Here is a 22,938-nt window from a genome sequence, read left to right on the forward strand (position 1 = left end):
CTGATCTTAAGGATTTTCTGCCAAATCCGCTCTAGGCACAGCAAGCGACCGGTGACCCGATAGACATTGCATTAATAGGGGATAATTTGTGGCATTGGATTTGAACAAGCTTAAAGCAAGCAACTCCTTAAAGAAGCAGACTGACCCCCGGAAGATTTTCACGACGCTAAAGCGCAATAACCGGTTCAAGCGCCCATCCGATGAGCAAGGCGATGTCCTAGATGGTTGGTACGCTGCCCGGCAGCAGCAAAGCGTGACTTTGAAGATGAACACAGGCTCAGGGAAAACCGTTGTCGGGCTTCTTTGTCTGCAAAGCTGCCTAAATGAGGGCAAGGGACCGGCTGTTTATGTAGTACCGGACAATTTCCTCATCACCCAAGCTGTTGCAGAGGCTGCGGACCTCGGCATCACGGTGACAGAGGACCTCACAGACGCGGCGTTTCTGGCAGGTGACGCTATTCTGATCATCAACGTATGGAAGTTGTTCAACGGCAAATCGTCGTTCGGGGTAGGCCAAGGCGGGAGCAAGGTCCGGATAGGCTCGGTGGTGATTGACGACGCGCACGCCTGTCTTGCCACTGTCGCCGATCAGTTCCGGATCAAGTTGGATGCCAATCATCCTGCCTACACGCCACTGCTGGACCTTTTTGCCGAGGACCTCGAACAGCAGTCTGATCAGTTGCTACTCGACGTGCGAGCGGACGATCCAACGGCCGTCATGACAGTGCCGTTCTGGGCATGGAAGGATAAGAACAAGCAGGCCAGCGCGATATTGCACCCGCACCGGTACGACGACGATCTGAAGTGGCCCTGGCCACTTGTCCGCGACGTCCTTCCCCTATGCCAGGCCGCATTTGGCGGTGGGCACCTCGAGATTGCGCCCCGCTATCTGCCGATCGACAACATTCCTGCGTTCACCGACGCCGCCCGTCACATCTATATGACCGCAACGTTGGCGGACGACGGTATCTTGGTTTCCCATTTTCAGGCCGATCCAGAAGAGGTCGTTCACCCCATCCGCCCCAAGGGCGGCGGAGATATTGGCGATCGAATGATCTTGGCGCCGCAAGAAATCAATCCAGACATCACGGTCGATGAGATTAAAGAGATGGCTCATCGCCGGTCGAAGCAAGTTAATGTCTGCGTGATTGTGCCCTCCAAGGAGCGGGCAAAATACTGGTCAGATGTAGCCGATCAGACGCTTGATAAGGACTCAATAGAGGCTGGCGCCGAGCGGCTACGTAAAGGCCACGTCGGCATAACCGTATTTATCAATAAATACGACGGCGTTGATCTTCCGGCCAAGGCCTGCGAAATCTTAATCATAGATGGCATCCCTGAGGTGGAAGGCCTCTTAGGCCGTGCCGAGCAGATGGCGCTTAACGAAACCCGCCGGCAGCTCGTCCGCCAAATCCAACGCATCGAGCAGGGCATGGGTCGTGGGGTACGGTCGAGTGAGGATCATTGCGTCGTTTTGCTGATCGGCTCGCGCTTGACTCAGCGTATCCATAATCCGGAAGCCAGCGCGTTATTTTCTCCTGCGACGCGCGCTCAATTGAAGCTTGGAAAGGACGTTACTGAACAAATTCGCGGCAAGCCGTTAGCAGAGTTGGAAGAGGTAATGGATCTGTGTCTCTCGAAAGCCGAGGGCTGGGTTGAAACTAGCAAGGACGCGATCGTGAACGCAGATGAGGCAGAACCCGGCCATGTTGAGCCCGCGACGGTTTTCCTTCGTCAAGCCTTCGATGCAGCGCGCCTGAAGCGCTTCGACAAGGCGAAGGCACTGGCGCAACAAGCTGTCGGAAGCGTCAGTGAACGTCGCGCTAAAGGGTATCTAAAGCAACAGCTCGCCGAGTACGTCCACCACAGCAATCCAAGCGAAGCACAAGAGATACAACTCTCTGCTGTAGAAATGAATCGAGCACTTGTCAGGCCGCTACAGGGTATCACGTATAATAAGCTCGATGCCCCGCGCGACAGTCAGGCCGTAGCAGCTACTGCCGCTATGAAGCGCTTTCTTGAAAAAAATGACCTTATTTTATGGGTCAACGCGCTAGTCGAGGCGCTCGCTTGGGGAGAACCTCAAACAAAGCGGTTTGAAAGAGCCATGCGTGATCTTGGTCAATTTTTAGGTTTTGGCTCTCAGATGCCCGAGGATGATTACGGTAAGGGTCCTGACAACCTATGGTCACTTGGAGGGCTCGAATATATTGTGATCGAATGCAAAAGTGGTGCGACTAGCGCAAAGGCGATCAGCAAGCATGATTGCAATCAGCTTACTGGATCAATGATCTGGTTTGGAAAGCAATACGACCAGTCTTCCTCGGCCACCCCTGTGATGGTTCATCAAAAGATCACGCCGGAGAACGCGGCGACGCTTCACCCCGATGCTCGTATCATCACGATTGAAAAGCTGGATAAGCTAAAGGACCGGTTGCGGGGTTATGCCCGTGCAATCAGTGAGGCGAATGGCTTCGCGGATGCAAAGACTGTTGCCAAGCAGCTGACCCATTTTGGTTTGACGGCAGACTCCTTCGTCAGCGAATTCACTACAAAGGGGAAATAGGGTACTTTGTCGCCGATCCATTGCGATCGGCGACATTCATATCAACACGTTTCTGCGGACCTTGCCACCTCCTACACCCCAAGTGATTAGCCCGGTTCGTTTCGAGCATACCCTCAGCGCTCTTACTCTAGCCGGTCTGATTTGCGCTGGAAGATGACGTCAAAAATTTGCCTCAGATTGGCCCATTGGTCCGCCTGAGGCCCTAGGGTCAGGACCCATTGATGTGAGTGTCGCGATCTGATTCAGGCTCCGCAAGGAGATCGGAATGAGCGACCTGTTTTGGCTGACGTATGAGCAGATGGAGCGGCTGCAGCCGTTCTTCCCCAGGAGCCACGGCAAGCCTCGAGTGGACGACCGTCGGGTGCTGAGCGGCATCGTGTTCGTCAACCGCAACGGGCTGCGCTGGCGAGATGCACCCAGCGCCTACGGTCCGCACAAGACGCTGCATAACCGCTGGAAGCGATGGGGCGAGGCTGGTGTGTTCACGCGCATGATGGAGGGGTTGGCGAGCGCAGGCGCGGAGCCAGGAACGGTCATGATCGACGCCACCTACCTGAAGGCGCACCGCACGGCTTCGAGCCTGCGGGTTAAAAAGGGGATCTTGGCCGCCTGATCGGCCGCACCAAAGGTGGCATGAACACCAAGCTCCATGCCGTTGCCGATGCAAACGGGCGCCCCTTGAGCTTCTTCATGACCGCCGGGCAAGTCAGCGACTACACTGGCGCGGCAGCGCTGCTGGACGACCTACCAAAAGCGCAGTGGCTGCTCGGTGATCGCGGCTACGACGCGGATTGGTTCAGGGACGCTCTTCAGGCCAAGGGCATTCAGCCCTGCATCCCGGGTCGCAAATCCCGCAACGAGCCGGTCAAATACGACAAGCGCCGCTACCGGCGCCGCAGCCGCATAGAGATCATGTTTGGCCGCCTCAAAGACTGGCGCCGGGTCGCCACCCGCTACGATCGATGCCCAACCGCCTTCTTCTCGGCCGTTGCGCTCGCGGCAACCGTCATCTTCTGGCTCTAATCAGTGAGTCCTGACCCTAACCAAGGAAGACCATACGGCACCCTACCAAACGGCACCGCAAATTTATGAGGAGCTAATCGGTAGTGTAGGATTACTCCTCCGGCTCACCCGCAATGTGTTCGATCACCGCTTTGACAGCGGCTGAGCGGTAAAGCTGGGGACTGGTCACGATCCATGCAGTCGCCCGATCGTCCGCATGGTCGTTCAGCACCGTGACAGGAGCGCCACTGCGTAGATCATCGCGGACCAGGAAGTCCGGCAGCAGGGCGATCCCTTGATCCAGCCGGGCAAGCTCATGCGTCACCAGCATGTTACCCGCGGCGATCGCCCATCGGACCTCGCAATGCCAGTTGTCCGCCAGATACCAGACGTCGGGCGCCCGGCTGGTCACGATCGCGCGATGGACGGCGAGATCGGCCGGCATCAGCGGGGTGCCGGCCGTCGACAGATAGCGCGGCGACGCGACGAGAACGCGCCGGACGGTAGATAGCCGTCGCGCAATCAGCGAGCTGTCCTAAAGCGTGCCCAAGCTTGGGCCGTCTCGGAAAGAAGTGCATGGCACCATCAGTTCACGCCGGCGTCATGAACAAGGTGTAAGGGAACGATGGGCGCCCGATCGCGTCACGTCTTATTCCCGACAATCAGAACGAGAGATTTGATGAGTTTTCGTAAAGCGACGGTTCCGATCCTCGCGGCGCTGGCCGTAGTCGCCGGTTTGCAGGCGCAAGCCTCTGCGCAGCGAGAGGGAACGTCAACGCAGCGAGCCGACAATCTCCGCGCCACAGCCGATCTGAAGGCGCGGATCGAAACCACGGACGCCAGGATCACCACGGCACAGCGCGGCGGCAAGATAACCCGGACCCGTGCCACGGCGCTGCGTCGGCAAGTCTCGCGTACGCAGGCAAGCATGACCCGTCTGTCGCGTCAGCAGGGCTTCATCAGTGCCGCCGAGTTGGCCTCCTACGAACGCACGCTGGCCGCCATCGATGTCGAGCTCGATCGTCGCGGTGTGGAACGCAGCTACGGCAACGACATGCTGCCGAGCGCGGAAACGATCGCGTTCCAAAAAGTCGATGCCCGGCTGAAGTATCGCAACGCTCGGATAGAATACGACGCGCGCAGCTGCGCTGTATACCAGGGGACGGCGCGCGACGGTAGGGTGCGGACCGAACCGCTTCTCTCACCCGAGGGTCGCCCGATCTGCACCCGTCGCTGACGGAGTGCGCACCGCCGCCATGACCTGCGGCGGTGCGCGGCAGCGGCATGGCATAGCGTAGAAAGCGGATTGTTCTGATACATTCCCTTTTTGGGGATGCAGACCGTCCGAAAACGGCGTTATGGATTCCACGGCGTACCGGGTCGGTGTAGCCTGCGGCCATGGCATATATCGAAGGTCATGCCCGGAACCAGGCGCTGCTGCTGCCAGCGTCGGTCGACGACTATGTGGCGGCTGACAACCCGGTGCGGTTCATCGACGCCTTCGTCAACGACCTCGATCTGGGTAGCGCGGGTTTTCAGCGGACGCAGCCGAAGGCGACGGGGCGTCCCGGTTACGATCCGGCCGACATGCTCAAGCTGTATCTGTAAGGCTACCTCAACCGGGTACGCTCAAGCCGGCGCCTAGCAGCGGAAGCGACCCGCAATCTCGAGCTGATCTGGTTGCTGCGCGGGGTGCGACCGGACTTCCGGACCATCGCCGACTTCCGGCGCGACAACTGGGCCGGGTTCAAGGCGGTGTTCCGCGCGTTCGTCCTGCTGTGCCGCAAGCTGGATTTGTTCGGACGCGACCTGCTGGCGGTAGACGGCACGCGGCTGAAGGCAGTGAACGGCCGGGCGCGCAACTTCAGCCGCGAGCGCTTGGCGACCTATCTCGCCTCGGCCGACGCTAGACTGGAGCGCTACCTGGCCGAGCTGGATCAGATCGACCGCGGCGAGGATGGTGCCGGCACCGGCCGTGCCGACGCGCTGAAGACGAAGGTCGCCAAATTGCGCGAACAGCGCCAGGCCAGTTCGGCGCTGCTCGATCAGCTTTAGGAAAGTGGCGAAGGGCAGATCTCGCTCACCTTGACGTCCCCCCTGTTTTTTAGTCCATTTTGAGCGAGAGTTTTCCGGCCTTGAGAAGCCTTCGGGCAAGGAGCTGGAAATGAAGAAATCTAGGTACACAGACGAGCAGATTGCCTTCGCGCTGAAGCAGGCGGAGACCGGCACACCGGTGGCCGAAGTCATCCGGCGGATGGGGATTTCGGAGCAGACGTTCTATCGTTGGAAGAAGGTGTACGGCGGTCTGGGTGTCGGCGAATTGAGGCGCCTGAAGCAGCTCGAGGATGAGAACCGGCAGCTGAAGCAGCTGGTTGCCGACCTGAGTCTGGACAAGCACATCCTGCAGGACGTCCTGGCAAAAAAGCTCTGACGCCTGGACGACGGCGCGAGCTCGTCGCGCACGTCCAGGCGTCCCATGCAGTGAGCGAACGGCGCAGTTGCTCGGCGCTGGGCGTCGAGCGGTCGTCGGTGCGCTACATCTCGCACAAGCCGGATCAGACGCCGCTGGTGATGCGCATCCGTGATCTGGCGGCGACGCGAACGCGCTATGGCTATTTCCGGATCTACATCCTGCTGCGCAGGGAAGGATGGGTCGTGAACCACAAACGCGTCTACCGGCTCTACCGTGATGATGGACTGAGCCTTCGGCTCAAGAAGCCCCGGCGCAACGTCAGCGCTGCCAACCGCGAGCGGCAACCAGCGGCGCTGGCGGCGAACGAGATGTGGTCAATGGATTTCGTCTCGGACGCCCTGTTCGACGGTCGGCGGTTACGAGCGCTGACCGTGGTCGACGCCTTCACGCGCGAAGCGCTGGCGATCGACGTCGACCAGGGGATCAAGGGCGAGCAGGTGGTCGAGGCGATGGCACGGATCTCGTCGACCCGCGGCGCGCCCAAGACCATTCGCGTGGACAATGGGCCGGAGTTCATCTCAAAGGCTCTCGACCGCTGGGCATACGAGAACGGCGTCACGCTGGACTTCAGCAGACCGGGCAAACCAACCGACAATGCGTTCGTAGAGTCGTTCAACGGTCGCCTTCGTGACGAGTGCCTGAACGCACATTGGTTCCTATCCATCGCGGACGCTCGAGCCAAGATCGAGGCCTGGCGACGGGACTATAACGAGAGCCGCCCTCACACATCGCTTGGCTGGATGACGCCGGTCGAATATGCTGCTGCAGCGGCTGCCAAGGCGGCCGAATGAACGCCGGAAACTCACCTTCAGGTTGGATGAGAAACCGGGGGACCCTCAACCTTGATCCAGACTGTCATAGTCGATGGACCACTCAGAAGGGGGCAGCTCAAGGTGCCGAAGGGGATTCATCTACGCATCGTCGGTGCGGCAGGCGCCGGCTTTCCAAGCCCTGCCCAGGACTGGCAGGATGACGCAATAAGCCTGATCGAGCTGCTACGGCTCGATCGGGCGGCGAGCTTCGTGTTCCGGATCAGCGGCAGCAGCATGGTCGAGGCCGGAATCCATGATAACGACGTCGTTGTGGTCGATCGGGATACGCGCCCGGCAGAAGGGCATATCGTGATCGCGATCGTCGGCGGCGGGTTCGTCTGCCGCCAGCCCGTCCGGCGCCGCGGTGCCGCCTGCCTCGAGGCCCGCAACAGTCAGCAGTCCTATGAGCCGACCTCGGCCGACGGCGTAGAGATATGGGGCGTCGTGCGGATCAGCGTCCGCGATTACCGGCGCTAGGCCGTATGTCGTGGGCGATCGTCGACGTTTCCAACTTCTACGTCAGTGCAGAGCGGCTGTTCGATCCCAACCTGCGGGGTGTGCCTGTCATCGTCCTGTCGAACAACGACGGCTGCGCGGTCGCGCGGAGCGAGGAAGCGAAGGCGCTGCACATCCGGATGGGCGAGCCGGTCTTCAAGATACGCGACCGGCTCGCACCTACGCAGGCTTTGGGGTAGAAAGCGGTCTGAGTTTGGAAGGGTATCGGGTCCGAAACGGAACGACGGCGATCATGCCGGCTCATGAAGTTTTTTTACTCGGCTGTCCGTAACCGATGGCTGGATCTCGTCTATCCGACCGAGCGGGAGGCTACCGAGACGATGAAGGCTGTCGGGTCGAAACCCCGCACCCGCCAAATCCGTAAATACCTTGGTATCATGGTAGGCCGCTACACCTAGCCGACGATGCGTCGAAGCCAGGACAGAATGATATCGAGGACCTCATCATGGCCGAGGTCATTCAGCAGTTCGTGACGACCGTCTTGAATCGATGCGCGTTCCTTGACCGTCGAGCGGATCAGCGCGTGGAACAGAACGCTCCCCTTAGGATCGGTGTAGGTATCGTCCGTGCCATGAAGTGTCAGCGTCGGCACCGTCCAATCGCGGTATCGTGGCCAAGTATCGTTCGCGACTTCAAGAGCACTGACACCCAAGCGGGCAGGCATCTTGCCGCGGTAGATTTGCGGATCATGCTCGAACAGCCGGACCTCGGCAGGATCACGCGAAATCCCGGTCGCTGCCTGCGGTGGGACGATCCCCAACGTCGGAGCCACCCATGCGAGCCCCTTGGCGATCAGCCGCATTGCCGGCGGTGCCGCCAGTAACAGCGCAGGTGCACTGAGAATGACCCCGGCCACCTGGCGTTGGTCGCGCGCAACGCTCGCGGCGGTGACGAGCCCGCCGAGCGAGTGCCCGAACAGGAAGGTAGGCTTGCTGCCTTCGAGCATGTGTCGCGCGGCTAGATGGTCTTGAACCGCCCGCTCGATGTCGGCCGCCCCGCGCGCGCCCGGAGACGCTCCGTGGCCGCGCATATCGAAAGCGTGAACGTCGAATCCGGCGTCGACCAGATGGGGAATGAGCCGGCTGTAACGCGTCACGAAGCGCCCGGCATATTCGGCGTAGCCGTGCTGCAGCAAAAGGGACGCATGGGCATTCGGGGCGCGCCAACGATAACCGCTGACGCCGGTCCCGATATCCCAGGCTTCGGCTACCGCTTCGATCATGGCGCTAGCCGATGCTGGCGGCGATGAATGCAGCGCTCTCATCCAGCGCCCGCTTCGCCTCGGGAATGGGCGCGCAGACGAAGCCGTGAAACATCCCGGGGAATTCCTGCAGAACCGCCGCATGATGCGACGCCGAGAAACGGCGAGCGTCGGAAAGCAGCAGATCCTTCGTTCCCACCAGAACCAGCACCGGTGGCAGTCCGGCATGATCGGCGAACAATGGGCTGGCTCTATGATCGTCGGCCTGGTCGCCGGACCACTTTCGACCCGCTTCCCGCAACTGGTCGATCGACAAGACGGGATCGATCCGCTCAAGATCGGGCTGCTCGGGACCGCTGACAGACGCATCGAGCCATGGGAAGTAGAGGATCAGCGCACCTGGCGCCGCCACCTTCGCCTCGCGCAGGCGATGCGCGAGCGCCAAAGCGAGCCCGCCCCCGGCAGAGTCGCCTGCGATGACGATGTTCCCAGCACCGACTTCGTCGACGAGCGATCGATAAACCGCCTCGACGGAAGCCAATCCGGCTTCCGCCTGATGTTCCGGTGCCAAGGGATAGATCGGCGCCACGACCTCGGCATCGGTCCGGTCGACGAGTCCTGTTACGATCGGCCATTGCGACGCCATCAGGTCGAAAACGTACGCACCGCCATGAAGGTAGAGAATACGCTTTCCCGGCGATGGGACGTCCTTCGACCGTAACCGAAAGCTGCGTATTCCCGCGATCGTCACATCGGTGAACACGTAGTTGGATTGGATCTTCGCGGACGGCAGCGCCGGACCGTTCGCCCGATCCTGGGCGATCCGTTGATAGAAGACGTCGAGACCGCCGCCACGCTTGCCGTATAGTGCGGGAACAAGAACATTGGCGACGAGCCAGCCACGCCGGCTGACCTTCTCGCGGCCGGCCGCGACCGCGAGCGCGCCGACCGCGAGCGCAACGCCCCCACTGGTGGCTGCCAAAATCTTCTGAGGTGTGCTCAACTGCATCGTCGATCCTTCATCCGGGTCAGGCGCATTCACAAAAAAGAGGCGGCAGATGCCGCCTCTATAGGTTGGAGAGCCGATCAGAAGCGCCATTCCAGAGCCGCGCCGATACGCCGGAACGCGTTGTCGGGCAGGATTTGCGAGAAGCCGCCGGTATCGAAATAGCTCGGGAAGATCACCGCGGCATAACGCTTGTCGAACAGATTGCGCACGAAGACACTGACGCGGACTTTGCCATCGGGATCGCCCACGCCGATCGTACCGTTCACTAGGGAATAGCCGTTCTGCACGGTGCCGGGATTTCCGACGATGAAGAACTGGTTGCTACGATAGGACCAGTCGGCGTTGGCGAAGACCTTGGCCGACGACGAGATGTTCGTTTCGTAGGCAGCGGCAAGGCTGGTCGTCCATTTCGGCGCGGTCGGCAGGCGCTTGCCCGAAGCATCGAAGCTCGGTCCCGGCAGCGTGCATCCCTGCGCTGCGGTCTGTCCGGCATAGCACGGCGGGAAATAGTCGCGGAATTCGGTGTCGAGGTACGTCACACCTCCCGAAATGCTGAAGCCCTTCGCCGGGCGCAGAATGGCTTCCGCCTCGATGCCCTTCGTTCGCAGCTCGCCAGCGTTGCCGGTCCGGAACACCCCCTGGGGCGGAACGGTCGGATCGAACACCTGCGCTTGGAAGTTCCTGAACTTGTTGTAGAAGGCTGCGAGATTCAGGCTCACGCGGCGATCGAGCAAGTCGGTCTTCAAGCCGACCTCATAGGCGTTCACGGTCTCCGGATCGACCGCGTAGAGGTTCGCATTGATCGAGCTGATCGCCGGTCCCTTGTAGCCGCGCGAATAGGTTGCGTAGACGTTCGTCCGTTCGGCGAGATCGTACTGCACGCCAGCACGCGCCGACCAACCATCGGCATTGCGCGCCGCAGAAACCGAGTACGGGAGTGCCCTGGGCTGACACACGACGCCACCCGTCAGCGCGAGGCTTACCGAACACACGCCCGGCACGGCCGATACCGTCGTCGTGTTCTCGATCTCGTCCCGGGTGTAGCGTCCGCCCCCGATCAAACGTAGCCGATCCGTCAGATTGAGCGTGAGCTGGGCGAACGCGGCGTAGCTCTTGTTGTCGAGGTCGTAGCCGACCTGACCCCCGATCTGCGACAGGAGAACGGGCGACGCATTGGGCAGGAACCCTAAGGTTCCGTACTGTGCATTGCTCGCGTCGACCGACTGCTGATAATAATAGAGACCGGCGACGTAATTCAGGAAGTGCGTTCCCGACGATGCCACGCGCAGTTCCTGTGTGAACTGGTGAGCATCCTGCTTGCCGAGATTGTTGTCGTATACGCGCAGCGGCGTACTATCGACCTCGAGGTTGTTGAACGTCTGGATGGCATCCCGGTAGGCCGTCACAGAGGTGAAGGTGGCGCCGCCAACGTCATAATCGAGGGTGAGCTGACCTCCGAAAGAGTGGATGTCGGTGGCGTTATAGGCGCCGATGCCTGTGTCCCGGTTGTTCGGCCCCGGTACGATGCCCAATGCCGTGAGCTGAGTCCGCACGAAGGTGTTGCCGGCGGCCGGAGCAAACGTCCCCGCCCCGAAAGAGCGGATCGTCCAGACACCGGGATCGCCGCGGTTGTTCTGATAGTCGGCGATTGCATAGGCAGTCAGCCGATCGGTGATGTTCCACAGCAGCTTGCCGTTGAAGTTGTAGTTGCGCGTGTCTTCGATGCTTCCGGGGCCGCGGACGCGCAGGACGGGCTCCTGATACTGATATCCACCACGGACGCGCAGTGCGGCGTTCTCGCCGAGCGGCACGTTGATGACGTCGTACACCTGGATCTGGTTGCGGCTGCCGACCTGCAGTCGGCCTTCGTTGCTGTAGACACCGAGTTGTGGGCGCTTGGTGGTGACCGAGATGAGACCCGCCGTCGTGTTCTTGCCGAACAGCAGACCTTGTGGGCCGCGCAACACCTCGACGCGCTCGACGTCGGCAAGCGAATTGACCGGATTCAGCCGCGGCAGAGTGATGTTCACATCGTCGATCGCCAATCCGACCGCGGACTCGACGCCATAGTCGAACGAGTTCGTCCCGATCCCGCGGACCGAGAAGGTCGGTGTGCCCGGCACGGGCGTGAATTGGAGGCTCGGAACCCGCTGCGTGATGTCCGAAAGCTGTACCGCACCGGTTTCACGGATCGAGTCACCGCTAACGACGGTGATTGCGATCGGCACGTCGCGCAGGTTCTCGGTGCGCCGCTGCGCAGTGACGACGATGTCGCCAACGGTCGATGAATCGGATGTTGCCGATGCCGTCTCGGTCGAGGCGCTCGGAGAGGTCTGGCGACCGTCCGCATCGGCAGGATCGCGCGTCGCCCCAGGCACTGCCGGGGCCGTTTGGGCCTGAACGGCCGTGGCCAATGACAACAAGCTGACAGCGGTCAGGACGGCAATGCGCTTCATCGATCCTCTCCTTCGTATTCGGCCGGATATTTTTTCCGTTGCGGCCGACATCTGGATAATCTAACTTCCTGTCAAGACAGAAAGTAAGTTGGAGAGGATTGGATGGTCGCTGGTGGGCGAGCATGTCGGCTTGCCACCGGAAATCGGCCCTTACCCCCTTGGCAGGGTTTCGAGCGGCTGACGGCTGATCGCAGCGTCGCCTTCATACCTTCTGGCGACCAATGGACATCCCTCGCTTTCAAAGCGGCGGAGTGTTCGGATAGAGTAGGCCGCAATGTCGAACGCGAGCGAAAACTCGGCTGCAAAGCCTCCCAAGACCAAAAGCCCTTCGAGACGCACCCAGCCGGAACGGACTGCCGAGGCTCGCGCAACGCTGATCGACGCTGCCATCACTGTTCTACATCGGTCGGGCTATGTGGGTGCGACGACAGCGGCCATTGCCGAAGAGGCCGGCTGGAGCCGCGCGCTGATTACCCATCACTTCGGTGGTCGGTCGCAGTTGATGGCGGATGTCATCAGCGCGGTCTACGAGCGCGAGCATCGCGAATATCAGGAACTGGAAGGCCTCGATCACCGCGGTACGCGCATGTCGGACTGGCCCGAGTTGCTGTGGGAGGTGCTCAGCAAGCCGTCCGGCCTTGCCGTGCTGGAAATCCTCCAGGCGTCGCGCAGCGATCCGGAACTGGCCGCGCTCGTCGGACCGATGCAGGCGCGGATCGAGGAAAGAGCATTGGCGGGGATGCACCTGCGTTTCGGTGCGGGAGACGAGGCCGATACGCTTGCCGGCATGCGCCTGCTGGTCTGGGCGATCCGCGGTCTGTCCATCGCGCAGGTTCTCGTGTCGGACCCGGCCGAGATAAAGCGGTCCGTCGGATATCTTCGCAGGCTGATCGAAGGCGCTATCGCCTCGGGAATGCTCGTCGAGCAGGCATCCCATTCTTCGATGGCCCCGTAGAACCGAACCTCTGCTGCCCTCTCAAGTTGCGGCGGCAGGCTACCGACGACGATCATGCTCAGCACATGTCGGACGGTCGCGCCATACGCGTAGCCGCGCGATCGATCGCGTCCGGGTCTGACCGGGGACGTCCACGCCGGCTCCCGAAAAATTCCGAACACACAGCACCACCGGTTCCACGAAACCGGGCAGGAGGATGATCCATTGACCGGCAAGATCGATATTCGCGGCACGACCTTCCGTGACGCCGCTCAGCGGCATGTGATCCTGCGGGGGGTCAACCTGGGTGGCGATACCAAGGTGCCCTTTGCACCTGATGGGCGGACGCACATTCCAACGGACTTTGCCGAGCATCGCGATGTCAGTTTCGTGGGGCGTCCCGCACCCCTCGCTGAGATCGACGGGCACCTCGCCCGGCTGCGGCATTGGGGCTTCAACTGCCTGCGCCTGCTGACCACTTGGGAGGCGGTCGAACACGCCGGTCCCGGGGCTTATGACGAGGCGTACCTCGACTATCTTGCCGAGGTCTGTCGCCGCGCCGGGCAGCATGGTCTCCACACCTTCGTCGACTTCCATCAAGACGCATGGTCGCGAATGTCGGGCGGCGATGGGGCGCCGGGGTGGACCTTCGAGGCGGCCGGCCTCGATTTCAGCAAGTTCGCCGAAACAGGTGCCGCGCACCTGATGCAGGCGCGTTATGACCCTGCCGTCGGAGGACGTCAGGACAGCTATCCCGTCATGAGCTGGAGCGGAAACTACGCCCGTCCGGCTAACGGGATCATGTGGTCCCTGTTCTTCGCGGGCGCGGATCTTGCGCCTGGGCTCAAGGTCGAGGGCCGGAACGTCCAGACGTATCTGCAGGATCATTATTTCGGCGCGATGCGCGCCGTGGCCGAGAGGGTCGCGCATCTCGATCATGTCATCGGGTTCGACACGCTCAATGAACCCAGTTCCGGATATATCGGCGCGGCGCTGAGCGCCCCTGTCGTGCGCTACCGTGGCCCCATATGGTCGGTGCTCGATGGGCTCGCCTTGGCCGCAGGGTCTACACGCGAACTTCCGGTCGTCGCGCCGGGGCAGGGCGTCGTGGGTTCCGAGCGGTTCAACGAGGCCGGCACTTCCATCTGGCTGCCTGGTCGCACCGATCCGTTTCGTGACGCCGGCGTCTGGGACATCGTCGACGGCAAGCCGGTTGCGCTCATCGAGAACCACTTTCAGCGCGTCGGCGATCGCGAGATCGAGATCAACCGCGACTATATGGCGCCGTTCTTCCGTGCCGCTGGCGACACGATCCGCGCGGTTCGACCGGACTGGTTACTCTTCGCCGAGGTCGATCCCTTCGACCTCATCAAGGGGCATGGATTCCCCACCGACGCACCGGACCGGACCGTCAACGCGAGCCATTGGTACGACATCAGCTCGCTTGTGACGAAGCGGTTCGCACCTGACTATCTGAAGCATGTGCTCACGGGCGAGGAGCGTCATAGCCCCTCCGAGATCGAAGACGGCTACGCCGACGAAATGTCCCGTATCGCGGCGGCTGCGTCGGTACTCAACGGTGGCAGGGGGTCGCCGACACTGCTCGGCGAGTGCGGCATCCAATACGACATGAACGGCGCGGAAGCGTATGCCCGCTGGGCCGCGGGAGAGCGCGATCCTTCGATTTGGCACGCGCAATCCACTGCGCTCACGCTGATGTACAACGCGATCGATCGCGGACTCCTGTCCTCGACCCAGTGGAATTACACCGTTTCGAACGGCAACGATCCGATGATCGGCGACGGATGGAACCAGGAAGATCTATCTATCTGGTCGGTCGATCAGGCAACGGATCCGGACGACCCGGACTCCGGTGGCCGCGGCATCGAAGGGTTCTGCCGCCCCTACGTCCGAAAAGCGCAGGGCACGATCGTCAGCCAGCGGTTCGATCGCGAGAGCGGGGTGTTCGAGGCTCGGGTCGATGTCGATCCGTCTATCCAGGCTCCGACCGAAATCTATGTTCCGAAGCTCCAATATCCCGATGGCTTTGGTTCTGATGTGACGGATGGCGCGAAGACCGAGGTCGGCGATCAGACGTTTGCGGTTCTGACGACGGCAGCGGGTCTCCTGTCGATCCGGGTCGAACGGCGATGACGGGGCGTTCGAGCGTTCTGCTCCCAAGCCCTCACCTCAGTTGGGGTGGCCGGGTCGGCTATGGCATCGGCGATTTCGCGTTCAATCTGTTCTTCACCACTGCCAGCCTCTTCCTGCTGTTCTACTATACCGATGTGCTGGGCCTTACGCCTGCCGTCGCCGGGTGGGTGTTCGCAGGCGCGTTGATCTGGGACGCGATCTTTGATCCCTGGATCGGCTACATCGCAAGCCGAACGCGAACGCGGTGGGGACGTTACCGTCCCTATGTCCTTCTGGGGGCGTTGCCACTTGCAGCATCGTGGGCACTCATGTTTCTCCCCACGACGCTCGGCGGGTCGGCGCTCGTGCTCTTCGCAGCCGCTACCCACATCCTGTTCCGCACGATGTTCGCCGTGGTCGGCATGCCTTTCCTCGCCATGTCCGCCGTGCTCACGCGTGACAGCGCGGAACGTGGCGTACTCGCCGGCATCCGCATGGTCGCAGGCGCAGCCGCGGGTCTGTTCGGAGCAGTCGCGACCCTCAAGCTGGTTACGGCGTTCGGCGGGGGTCAGACGGGGTTCTTCTGGACCGCGGTCCTCTATGGTGCGCTCGCCACGGCCATTCTCATCTTCGTCTTTACCGCGACTCGCGAGGCACCGGTCCTGGAAGACGAACCGCGCCCCGCGGTCGGCGAGATGATCCGTATGCTGTCTTCGAACCGGGCATTCTGGCTGGTCAGTGCAGCCATGCTGCTCGGTGCTGTAGGACAGACGTTTTTCCAGAAAACGCTGCCATACTTCTTCAAATACCAACTCGGTCGCGAGGATCTCATCAGTCCAGCGCTGGGCATTCTTGCTGCGTCGGTGATGGTGTCGATCCCGGCTTGGACGTGGTTGAGCAAGCGAACATCGAAGCGGACGATGTGGCTGACCGGATCGGTGGTGGGCGTCGTCGGCTCCGTCCTGCTCTGGGTAATTCCGGAGACACCCTCGAACGTCCTGCCGGTATTGATCCTCGTCGGCGCCGGCGCCGGTGCCAGCTATCTCGGCTTCTGGTCCATGATCCCGGATACCGTCGAGTTTGGCGAATGGCGCTCGGGCGTGCGCGCGGAAGGCGCGGTGTTCGGGCTTGTGTCACTTATTCAGAAGGCGAGTCTCGGTCTGGCGGCAGCCGGGCTCGGCGAGGCCCTGTCAGCGATCGGCTACACGGCCAATGTGGCACAGACCCCGGCGACGTTGGCTTCGATGCGTTTCCTGATGATCGTGTTGCCAGCAATTCTGCTCGTCGCGGCCGCGGCCGTGATCGCCTTCTATCCCCTCGATCAACAAACGCACCGGCGCATCGTGCGCGTCCTTGGGCGACGCCGTGCCCGCCTGCCGCAATAGGGATATCCCGATGCTCAACACGAACGATCTCGCCTCACGCGCCGATGAGGATACGCGACTACCCGCTCTAACGGTAGCGAGCGCATTTCAGCATGGCTTCGGCACCGTAGCTCAACTGATAAGAGGGCATGCAAAGGCGGCCCCGGAGCGCCGCGCGGTCGTTCAGGAAGATCGCGCGATCTCTTACGGCGATCTCGACGCTCTCCTCGATCGGATCGCCACCGCGTTGCATCGCGACGGGCTGATGAAGGGTGACGTGGTGGCAATCGTGTCCGCGACCACGATCCCGGCGGTGACGGCATTTCTCGGCGCGCTGCGCGCGGGCTGCGTGCCGGCGCCGATCGCGCCATCGTCGACACCCGATCAGCTTCGCCGGATGATCGCCGATTGTGGTGCAGCACGCGTTTTCGTGGACGGGGACGCCGCATCGATCTTGCTCACCGATCCCGCCAGCATCGTGGAGCTGGATGGTTTGGAGGCGTGGGCGCCGGCAACCGGCGAGGTGACGTTCGACGTTGCGATCGATCCCACGGACAGTTTCAACATCATCTACTCGTCGGGCACCACGGGCACCCCTAAGGGCATCGTCCATACCTATCAGATGCGATGGAGCCAGATCGTCTCCTACGCGATGTTCGGCATGACGGATGCCGTGATGATGGTCTCGACGCCGCTCTATTCCAATACCACTCTGGTCAGCCTGCTCCCCACCCTCGCGCTCGGCGGGACCGCGGTACTGCTCGGCAAGTTCGATGCGCGCCGGTTCCTCGAGCTGGCGGAGCGCGAGCGCGCGACGCACGCGATGCTGGTCCCGGTCCAGTATCAGCGGATCATGGCGGATGAGGATTTCGATCGGTTCGACTTGTCCTCTTTTCGGCTCAAGACATCTACCAGTGCACCGTTCTCGGCCGATCTGAAGGCGGATATCGTTCGACGCTGGCCGGGTGGATTGCTGGAAATCTACGCGATGACCGAGGGCGGGGGCACCTGCCTGCTGCCAGCGCACGATCGACCGGACAAGCTGCACACCGTTGGTCGACCGGCACCGGGCAACGATATCCGTATCATCGACGATAATGGCAACGAGCTGCCCGTGGGCGCGATCGGCGAGATCGTTGGGCGATCGGGCATGATGATGAAGGGCTATCACGGGCGCGCCGACGCGACCGACGAGGCGGCTTGGCACGACGCGGAAGGAAACCGCTTCATTCGACACGGCGATCTGGGCCGGTTCGACGAGGAGGGGTTCCTGACTCTGCTCGGCCGGACCAAGGACATGATTATCTCTGGCGGGTTCAACATCTATCCTCCCGATCTTGAAAGCGTCGCGAGCGAACATCCCGCAATCGCGGACATCGCCGTAGTAGGCGTGCCGTCCGAGGCGTGGGGCGAGACGCCCTATGCCTTCTATGTGCCGCGGAACGACGGGATCGAGCCTGCCGCGCTGGTCGCTTGGGTCAACGAACGCGTCGGCAAGACACAGCGTCTGTCGGGCGCTGAAGCCGTGCCCGAGCTGCCGCGCAATGCCATCGGCAAGGTGCTGAAGCGCGACCTGCGCGACCGCTTCGATGCGGCCTGACCACACCGATTATCGATGGAGAACGACATGGAACTGAACGGACGGGTCGCGATCGTGACCGGCGCAGGGGCCGGGCTGGGGCGCGCGCATGCGCTGCTGCTCGCGCGTCACGGTGCAAGGGTCGTGGTCAACGACATCGGCGAGGCAGCGGACCGAGTAGCGGCTGAGATCGGGGCGGCGGGCGGCGAGGCACTGGCGGCGCGCGGCTCGGTGACCGACGAGGCGCAGGTTGCTGCGATGGTCGAGGCGGCTCGGGAGCGTTGGGGCGGTGTCCACATTCTGGTGAACAATGCCGGCATTTTGCGCGATTCTTCATTCGCGAAGATGAGCCTCAAGGACTTCCGTGACGTGATCGACGTCCATCTGATGGGCGCGGCGATCTGCACGCAGGCGGTATGGGGCCTGATGCGCGAACAGGGTTACGGCCGCATTGTGATGACGACCTCGTCGTCGGGGCTGTACGGCAATTTCGGGCAGGCGAACTACGGTGCGGCCAAGATGGCGCTGGTCGGCCTCATGCAGACGCTCGCCATTGAGGGGGCGAAAAACGACATCCGCGTGAACTGCCTGGCGCCGACCGCAGCGACTGCAATGACGGACGCGCTGTTGCCGCCTCCGATGAAGGCACTGCTGGTTCCCGAACGAGTCAGCCCCGGCCTCATCAAGCTCGTTTGCGACGACGCACCGACCCGCGCGATCCTATGCGCGGGCGCCGGCAGTTTCGAGCGCGCCTTCATCACACTGACGCCGGGCGTCTATATCGGTGCTGGTGACGATGCTGCGGAGCAGGTTGCGGCGCGGTGGGACGAGATCGCCGACCGCACCGGCGAGACCGTGCCAGACGCGGGCGGCGCCCAGATCCAGTGCGAGGTTACGGCCGCGTCGCAGGCGGCGAGCCAAACCTAATTCGCCGACACCAGTTTACTCAAGGAGAATATGATATGAGCGATCTAAACGGCACCTACGCCCTGGTGGCGAACACCCCGATGGGCAATCAGGACATGACCCTGACGATCATCGTCGATGGCTCGACCTTCACCGGCACCAGCGCCGGCGCAATGGGATCGTCCGATGTCGTCGGTTCGGTCGACGGCAATGCGATCGCCTGGAAGCAGCCGATCACTGTGCCGATGCCGCTGACGCTCGAGTGCAAGGCGACGATCGACGGCGAGACGATCAGCGGCACCGTCGATACAGGCGCTTTCGGCTCCTTCCCGCTTACGGGTAAGAAGACCGCCTAAAGGTGTTGGAAGCGCCGGTGATACCTAAATCGGCGCTTCCCATCTGTCGTAATATCCGGCCGACTGCTTCCAACGGGCTATCAGCGGTAATACGGCGACCAAAGCACCCGCGATGCAGGCCGCACCCGTCACCCATTGCTCTGCCAACCAGTTGGTCAGATGCTCAATGCGCATACCCCTGATCGCCTCCTTAGCCAGCTTATGGATACATCCTCCAGTTCGGCCAAGACGTGAAGCGTCCAACATAACCGCTTTCTGCCAATCCCGCCCTTCCCGATTGGGATGGGAGAGTGTCCGAAAACGCCGTTCTAGATTCCACGCTTGGCCGGAGCGGTGTAAGCTGCGGGCATGGCGTATATCGAGGGACATTCTCGGGATTAAGCGCTGCTGATGCCGGCATCGGTCGAGGATTATGTGGCAGCGGACAACCCGGTGCGGTTCGTCGACGACCTCGATCTGAGCGGTGCCGGTTTCATGCGGTCGCGACCGAAGGCGACGGGGCGGCCCGGTTACGATCCGGCCGACATGCTCAAGCTCTACCTGTACGGGTACTTGAACCGGGTGCGGTCGAGCCGGCGCCTGGCGGCGGAGGCGACCCGCAATCTCGAACTGATCTGGTTGCTGCGCGGGATGCGGCCGGACTTTCGGACCATCGCCGACTTCCGTCGAGATAATCGGGCTGCGTTCAAGGCAGTGTTCCGCGCCTTCGTGCTGCTGTGTCGCAAGCTCGACCTGTTCGGGCGCGAGCTGCTGGCGGTGGACGGGACGCGGCTGAAGGCGGTGAACAGCCGGGCGCGCAACTTCAGCCGCGAGCGACTGGCGACGTACCTTGCTGCGACCGACGCGCGACTGGAGCGGTATCTGGCGGAACTGGACCAGATCGACCGCGGTGAGGATGCTGCCGGCACCGGTCGCGGCGACGCGCTGGCGACCAAGATCGCCCGGCTGCGAGAGCAGCGTCAGGCCAGCGCAGCGCTGCTGGGCCAGTTGGAGAACAGCGGCGAAGGACAGCTTTCGCTCACCGATCCCGACGCCCGCCTCATGGTCGCGCATTCGAAGGTCACGGTCGGCTACAACGCGCAGGTGGCGGTCGACGCGAAACATAGCCTGATCGTCGAGCAGCACGTCACCAATGCCTGCAACGACATGGGTCTGTTGGCGCCCACCGCCGGTGCCGCCATGGATGCACTCGGGGTCGGGCGTATCGATGCGGTCGCCGATATGGGGTATCATTCGGGCGACGATATCGTCGCGTGCGAGACGGCGGGCATCACGCCGTACATTCCCCGCCCGCGTCGCGGTACCGCCATCGGCAACGGCCTCTTCGCCAAGGAGCGGTTCCGCTACGATCCCGAGGCTGACGCCTATCACTGCCCTGGCGGCCAGGTGCTGGACACCCGCTATGCTTCGGTGACGCGCGGGCATCTGTCGGTTCAGTATTCGAGCCCCGCCGCCTGTGCGAGCTGCCAGATCAAGGCGCGCTGCACCACGGGGCGCTGGCGGCGCATCAACCGCGGGGAGCACGAGGCGGTCATCGAGCGCATGGCGGCACGCCTGGCAAAGCGCCCCGGCATCCTCGTCATCCGCAAATCCACCGTCGAGCACCCGTTCGGTTCGATCAAGATCCCATGAGGAATGGACTGCGACCAGCGCTCTGCCAGAGTACGGTAGCGAACCCAGTTCTTCGGAGGATACCATGTCGTTGGAAGCACAATTGCATGAAAACCCGGCCGCCATTCATTGGCAGTTGGGTGCCATTTTCGTATCGTTGGAATTATCGCGGTCCAAGTGGCTGATCACGTCGCTGTCACCGGGCGGCGGTGAGAAGATGCCGAAACACATGATCGTGGCAAGCGACCTGGCCGGCCTGTTCTCCCTTCTGCAGGGTCTGCGTGGAAAAGCCCGTGAGCGGACCGGCATGGATTACCCGGTCATTGCGATCCAGGAGGCTGGTCTAGACGGGTTCTGGATACACCGCTCGCTCGAGGCTGCGGGCGTCGAGAGCCATGTGGTCGCCCCTGCCTCCATCGCGGTGTCGCGTCACCGACGGCGCGTGAAGACCGACCGGATCGACGGCGAGGCATTGTTGCGCGCGTTGATGGCCTACAAGCGTGGTGAGCCCCGGGTCTGTGCGATGGTGCGGGCACCAACACCGCGGGACGAAGATCGGCGACGCTTGATCCGGGAGCGCAAAACGCTGGTCACCGAACGGACACTGCACGTCAATCGAATCAAGGGCCTACTCTTCTCGCAGGGTATCGGCGATTATGAACCCAGGCATCGTGATCGGCATACCAGCTTGGCGACCCTGACGACCGGCGACGGACGGCCTCTGCCACCACACCTTCGTGCCTTGATCGAACGCGAGCTGGAAAGGCTGGAACTGGTAATGGAGCAGATCCGCAAGATAGAGGTCGAGCGCGACGCCATGATCGAGGAAGAAAAGGCCGATGCCCCGACCCCTCCGCCTGTGATGCTGCGCACCCTGAAGGGCATCGGGCCGGAATTTGCGGCGGTGTTGTGGTCCGAGGGTCTTTTCCGCCAATTCGACAACCGACGACAGGTAGCAGCCTATGCTGGCCTGGCGCCGACGCCATGGCAAAGCGGCATGATCAACCATGATCAGGGCGTATCCAAGGCGGGAAATCCGAGGTTGCGAACGACCATGATCCAGATCGCATGGCTATGGTTGCGGCACCAGTCGGACTCGTCGCTGAGCCGCTGGTTCCAGCAACGCGTCACGCTCAATGGTGGCCGTCAGAAGCAGCGGGCTATCGTCGCGCTGGCGCGCAAACTGCTCGTCGCTCTGTTGAAATTTGTCACCGCAGGCGTCGTCATCGAGGGGGCCGTCATGAGCAAGCCCTGATCCATCCCCTCCAACCGGATCCTCAGGACCTGATCACGTCCTGACGGATGCAGGCGGACGACCGGTCCATTGTATGGCTGTCAAATAGCCGGGATTAAGAATGGTATCGTCCACCTGAGCCTGACCCGCCGAACGCGGGATAATGGTACCCGAGCAAGACGCGGAGGACCGTATGTGAGTTGGACCGGGCCGGCTGAACGGACCGTGTCGACAATAGGCTCGAACCTGCACTCCGCCACTTTAATGGAGAAGCCTTATGCGTCGGTGAAACCTTGGCCCCTCATTCCTCATGTGAGCAGTGGATGAACCAGGGCGCTTTCCTCATGCGCGGGCTAGAAAAGGTCCGCGCCGAGTTCAGCCTGACGGCATTGGCCTACAATCTCAGACGCGCCATCACTCTCATCGACGTGCCGGGGCTGATCCGGGCGGTGCAGGCCTGATCCAGGCGACCATATCTCCCGTCACGACCGCGGGAATGACCGTCCCAGAGCCAATTTGGCCGTCACCGGAGCGCAAAAGTCAGCAAATGCCCGAGATTGTGCAATTCCCCCCCGCGCACGTTCCAGCCCAACCATCTCGCGTCGCGTTTTCGGACACTCTCGACCTGCCAGCGAGAAGGCTTCGGCATTCCCATTGGGATCGAGAAGCGGGAATGACAAAATGCTTCTTGAAACCGCACCATCGAGAGATTTGAGAAGCGGTATACGTCACCATATCAGCATGACCCAAAAGGGCGATTATGACCACGGGGCTCACCGCCCTACG

General features: G+C 62.0%; 20 protein-coding genes and 2 pseudogenes. 18 read left to right on the forward strand and 4 right to left on the reverse strand.

The window, feature by feature from the left end:
* Positions 1 to 88: 88 nt before the first annotated feature.
* Positions 89 to 2,566, forward strand: coding sequence for a DEAD/DEAH box helicase family protein (locus J4O76_RS21725; protein WP_426284163.1), 2,478 nt, complete (start codon positions 89 to 91; stop codon positions 2,564 to 2,566).
* A 265-nt stretch (positions 2,567 to 2,831) separates the two neighbouring features.
* Positions 2,832 to 3,589, forward strand: a protein-coding gene (locus J4O76_RS21730) for an IS5 family transposase (protein ID WP_426284164.1) whose coding sequence is annotated in 2 segments (ribosomal slippage) — positions 2,832 to 3,165 and positions 3,165 to 3,589 — 759 coding nt in all. Because the reading frame shifts where the segments join, the coding sequence is not laid out codon by codon here.
* Between the two features lie 91 nt (positions 3,590 to 3,680).
* Here the strand turns inward: J4O76_RS21730 and J4O76_RS21735 are convergent.
* Positions 3,681 to 4,094, reverse strand: a complete 414-nt coding sequence (locus J4O76_RS21735) for a LysR substrate-binding domain-containing protein (protein ID WP_426284199.1) — start codon at positions 4,092 to 4,094, stop codon at positions 3,681 to 3,683.
* 153 nt (positions 4,095 to 4,247) lie between these two features.
* Between J4O76_RS21735 and J4O76_RS21740 the strand changes: the two genes are divergently transcribed.
* The 7 genes and pseudogenes from J4O76_RS21740 to J4O76_RS21770 all read left to right on the forward strand — a co-directional run bounded on the left by J4O76_RS21740 (position 4,248) and on the right by J4O76_RS21770 (position 7,767).
* Positions 4,248 to 4,805 carry a hypothetical protein gene (locus tag J4O76_RS21740; protein WP_426284165.1) on the forward strand — a complete coding sequence of 186 codons (558 nt, stop codon included), beginning with the start codon at positions 4,248 to 4,250 and terminating at the stop codon, positions 4,803 to 4,805.
* 161 nt (positions 4,806 to 4,966) lie between these two features.
* Positions 4,967 to 5,176 carry a transposase gene (locus J4O76_RS21745; protein ID WP_426284167.1) on the forward strand — a complete coding sequence of 70 codons (210 nt, stop codon included), beginning with the start codon at positions 4,967 to 4,969 and terminating at the stop codon, positions 5,174 to 5,176.
* 12 nt (positions 5,177 to 5,188) lie between these two features.
* A pseudogene (locus J4O76_RS21750) lies at positions 5,189 to 5,623 on the forward strand (transposase); the annotation flags it as partial.
* Positions 5,624 to 5,732: 109 nt separating this feature from the next.
* Positions 5,733 to 6,832 (forward strand): IS3 family transposase gene (locus J4O76_RS21755; protein ID WP_426284169.1). Its coding sequence is split into 2 segments (ribosomal slippage): positions 5,733 to 5,985 and positions 5,985 to 6,832, totalling 1,101 coding nucleotides; the frame shifts between segments, so codons are not numbered across the junction.
* 102 nt (positions 6,833 to 6,934) lie between these two features.
* Positions 6,935 to 7,330, forward strand: a complete 396-nt coding sequence (locus J4O76_RS21760) for a LexA family protein (RefSeq protein ID WP_426284200.1) — start codon at positions 6,935 to 6,937, stop codon at positions 7,328 to 7,330.
* 5 nt (positions 7,331 to 7,335) lie between these two features.
* A pseudogene (locus J4O76_RS21765) lies at positions 7,336 to 7,524 on the forward strand (type VI secretion protein ImpB); the annotation flags it as partial.
* An 87-nt stretch (positions 7,525 to 7,611) separates the two neighbouring features.
* On the forward strand, positions 7,612 to 7,767 hold the full coding sequence (locus tag J4O76_RS21770) for a hypothetical protein (RefSeq protein ID WP_426284170.1): 156 nt from the start codon (positions 7,612 to 7,614) through the stop codon (positions 7,765 to 7,767).
* Here J4O76_RS21770 and J4O76_RS21775 read toward each other — a convergent pair.
* The 3 genes from J4O76_RS21775 to J4O76_RS21785 form a co-directional block, all read right to left on the reverse strand.
* Complete coding sequence (locus tag J4O76_RS21775; RefSeq protein ID WP_426284171.1) at positions 7,764 to 8,591, reverse strand: lysophospholipase; 828 nt, start codon at positions 8,589 to 8,591, stop codon at positions 7,764 to 7,766. The genes J4O76_RS21770 and J4O76_RS21775 overlap by 4 nt on opposite strands.
* Before the next feature lie 4 nt (positions 8,592 to 8,595).
* Positions 8,596 to 9,579: an alpha/beta hydrolase fold domain-containing protein gene (locus J4O76_RS21780; protein ID WP_426284172.1), complete on the reverse strand. Its 984-nt coding sequence runs from the start codon at positions 9,577 to 9,579 to the stop codon at positions 8,596 to 8,598.
* Positions 9,580 to 9,656: 77 nt separating this feature from the next.
* Positions 9,657 to 12,035, reverse strand: a complete 2,379-nt coding sequence (locus tag J4O76_RS21785) for a TonB-dependent receptor (protein ID WP_426284173.1) — start codon at positions 12,033 to 12,035, stop codon at positions 9,657 to 9,659.
* Between the two features lie 274 nt (positions 12,036 to 12,309).
* Between J4O76_RS21785 and J4O76_RS21790 the strand changes: the two genes are divergently transcribed.
* From J4O76_RS21790 to J4O76_RS21830, 9 genes are all read left to right on the forward strand, one after another.
* Positions 12,310 to 12,990, forward strand: a complete 681-nt coding sequence (locus J4O76_RS21790; RefSeq protein WP_426284175.1) for a TetR/AcrR family transcriptional regulator — start codon at positions 12,310 to 12,312, stop codon at positions 12,988 to 12,990.
* 204 nt (positions 12,991 to 13,194) lie between these two features.
* A complete protein-coding gene (locus tag J4O76_RS21795) occupies positions 13,195 to 15,123 on the forward strand; it encodes a cellulase family glycosylhydrolase (RefSeq protein ID WP_426284177.1) in 1,929 nt (642 codons plus the stop codon).
* The gene (locus J4O76_RS21800) at positions 15,120 to 16,487 is read left to right on the forward strand and encodes an MFS transporter (protein ID WP_426284178.1); all 1,368 of its coding nucleotides are present in this window, start codon (positions 15,120 to 15,122) and stop codon (positions 16,485 to 16,487) included. The genes J4O76_RS21795 and J4O76_RS21800 overlap by 4 nt, the downstream gene beginning before the upstream one ends.
* Before the next feature lie 10 nt (positions 16,488 to 16,497).
* Positions 16,498 to 18,066 carry a class I adenylate-forming enzyme family protein gene (locus tag J4O76_RS21805; protein WP_426284180.1) on the forward strand — a complete coding sequence of 523 codons (1,569 nt, stop codon included), beginning with the start codon at positions 16,498 to 16,500 and terminating at the stop codon, positions 18,064 to 18,066.
* A gap of 15 nt (positions 18,067 to 18,081) precedes the next feature.
* On the forward strand, positions 18,082 to 18,972 hold the full coding sequence (locus J4O76_RS21810) for an SDR family NAD(P)-dependent oxidoreductase (RefSeq protein WP_426284181.1): 891 nt from the start codon (positions 18,082 to 18,084) through the stop codon (positions 18,970 to 18,972).
* 35 nt (positions 18,973 to 19,007) lie between these two features.
* On the forward strand, positions 19,008 to 19,307 hold the full coding sequence (locus tag J4O76_RS21815; RefSeq protein ID WP_426284182.1) for a hypothetical protein: 300 nt from the start codon (positions 19,008 to 19,010) through the stop codon (positions 19,305 to 19,307).
* Positions 19,308 to 19,697: 390 nt separating this feature from the next.
* Positions 19,698 to 20,939: an IS1182 family transposase gene (locus tag J4O76_RS21820; protein ID WP_426284184.1), complete on the forward strand. Its 1,242-nt coding sequence runs from the start codon at positions 19,698 to 19,700 to the stop codon at positions 20,937 to 20,939.
* A 64-nt stretch (positions 20,940 to 21,003) separates the two neighbouring features.
* Positions 21,004 to 22,173: an IS110 family transposase gene (locus J4O76_RS21825; protein WP_426284185.1), complete on the forward strand. Its 1,170-nt coding sequence runs from the start codon at positions 21,004 to 21,006 to the stop codon at positions 22,171 to 22,173.
* 302 nt (positions 22,174 to 22,475) lie between these two features.
* On the forward strand, positions 22,476 to 22,613 hold the full coding sequence (locus J4O76_RS21830) for a hypothetical protein (protein WP_426284187.1): 138 nt from the start codon (positions 22,476 to 22,478) through the stop codon (positions 22,611 to 22,613).
* Positions 22,614 to 22,938: the final 325 nt, after the last annotated feature.

The sequence above is a fragment of the Sphingomonas sp. NFX23 genome (genome assembly GCF_049887795.1).
GTDB lineage: Bacteria > Pseudomonadota > Alphaproteobacteria > Sphingomonadales > Sphingomonadaceae > Sphingomonas.

Coding starts and splice junctions, on each gene's coding strand:
- J4O76_RS21780 (WP_426284172.1), bottom strand. CDS start 9,579: ATGCAGTTGAGCACACCTCAGAAGATTTTGGCAGCCACCAGTGGGGGC.
- J4O76_RS21810 (WP_426284181.1), top strand. CDS start 18,082: ATGGAGAACGACATGGAACTGAACGGACGGGTCGCGATCGTGACCGGC.
- J4O76_RS21745 (WP_426284167.1), top strand. CDS start 4,967: ATGGCATATATCGAAGGTCATGCCCGGAACCAGGCGCTGCTGCTGCCA.
- J4O76_RS21830 (WP_426284187.1), top strand. CDS start 22,476: ATGAACCAGGGCGCTTTCCTCATGCGCGGGCTAGAAAAGGTCCGCGCC.
- J4O76_RS21815 (WP_426284182.1), top strand. CDS start 19,008: ATGAGCGATCTAAACGGCACCTACGCCCTGGTGGCGAACACCCCGATG.
- J4O76_RS21805 (WP_426284180.1), top strand. CDS start 16,498: ATGCTCAACACGAACGATCTCGCCTCACGCGCCGATGAGGATACGCGA.
- J4O76_RS21790 (WP_426284175.1), top strand. CDS start 12,310: ATGTCGAACGCGAGCGAAAACTCGGCTGCAAAGCCTCCCAAGACCAAA.
- J4O76_RS21740 (WP_426284165.1), top strand. CDS start 4,248: ATGAGTTTTCGTAAAGCGACGGTTCCGATCCTCGCGGCGCTGGCCGTA.
- J4O76_RS21800 (WP_426284178.1), top strand. CDS start 15,120: ATGACGGGGCGTTCGAGCGTTCTGCTCCCAAGCCCTCACCTCAGTTGG.
- J4O76_RS21785 (WP_426284173.1), bottom strand. CDS start 12,035: ATGAAGCGCATTGCCGTCCTGACCGCTGTCAGCTTGTTGTCATTGGCC.
- J4O76_RS21770 (WP_426284170.1), top strand. CDS start 7,612: ATGAAGTTTTTTTACTCGGCTGTCCGTAACCGATGGCTGGATCTCGTC.
- J4O76_RS21820 (WP_426284184.1), top strand. CDS start 19,698: ATGCCGGCATCGGTCGAGGATTATGTGGCAGCGGACAACCCGGTGCGG.
- J4O76_RS21825 (WP_426284185.1), top strand. CDS start 21,004: ATGTCGTTGGAAGCACAATTGCATGAAAACCCGGCCGCCATTCATTGG.
- J4O76_RS21775 (WP_426284171.1), bottom strand. CDS start 8,591: ATGATCGAAGCGGTAGCCGAAGCCTGGGATATCGGGACCGGCGTCAGC.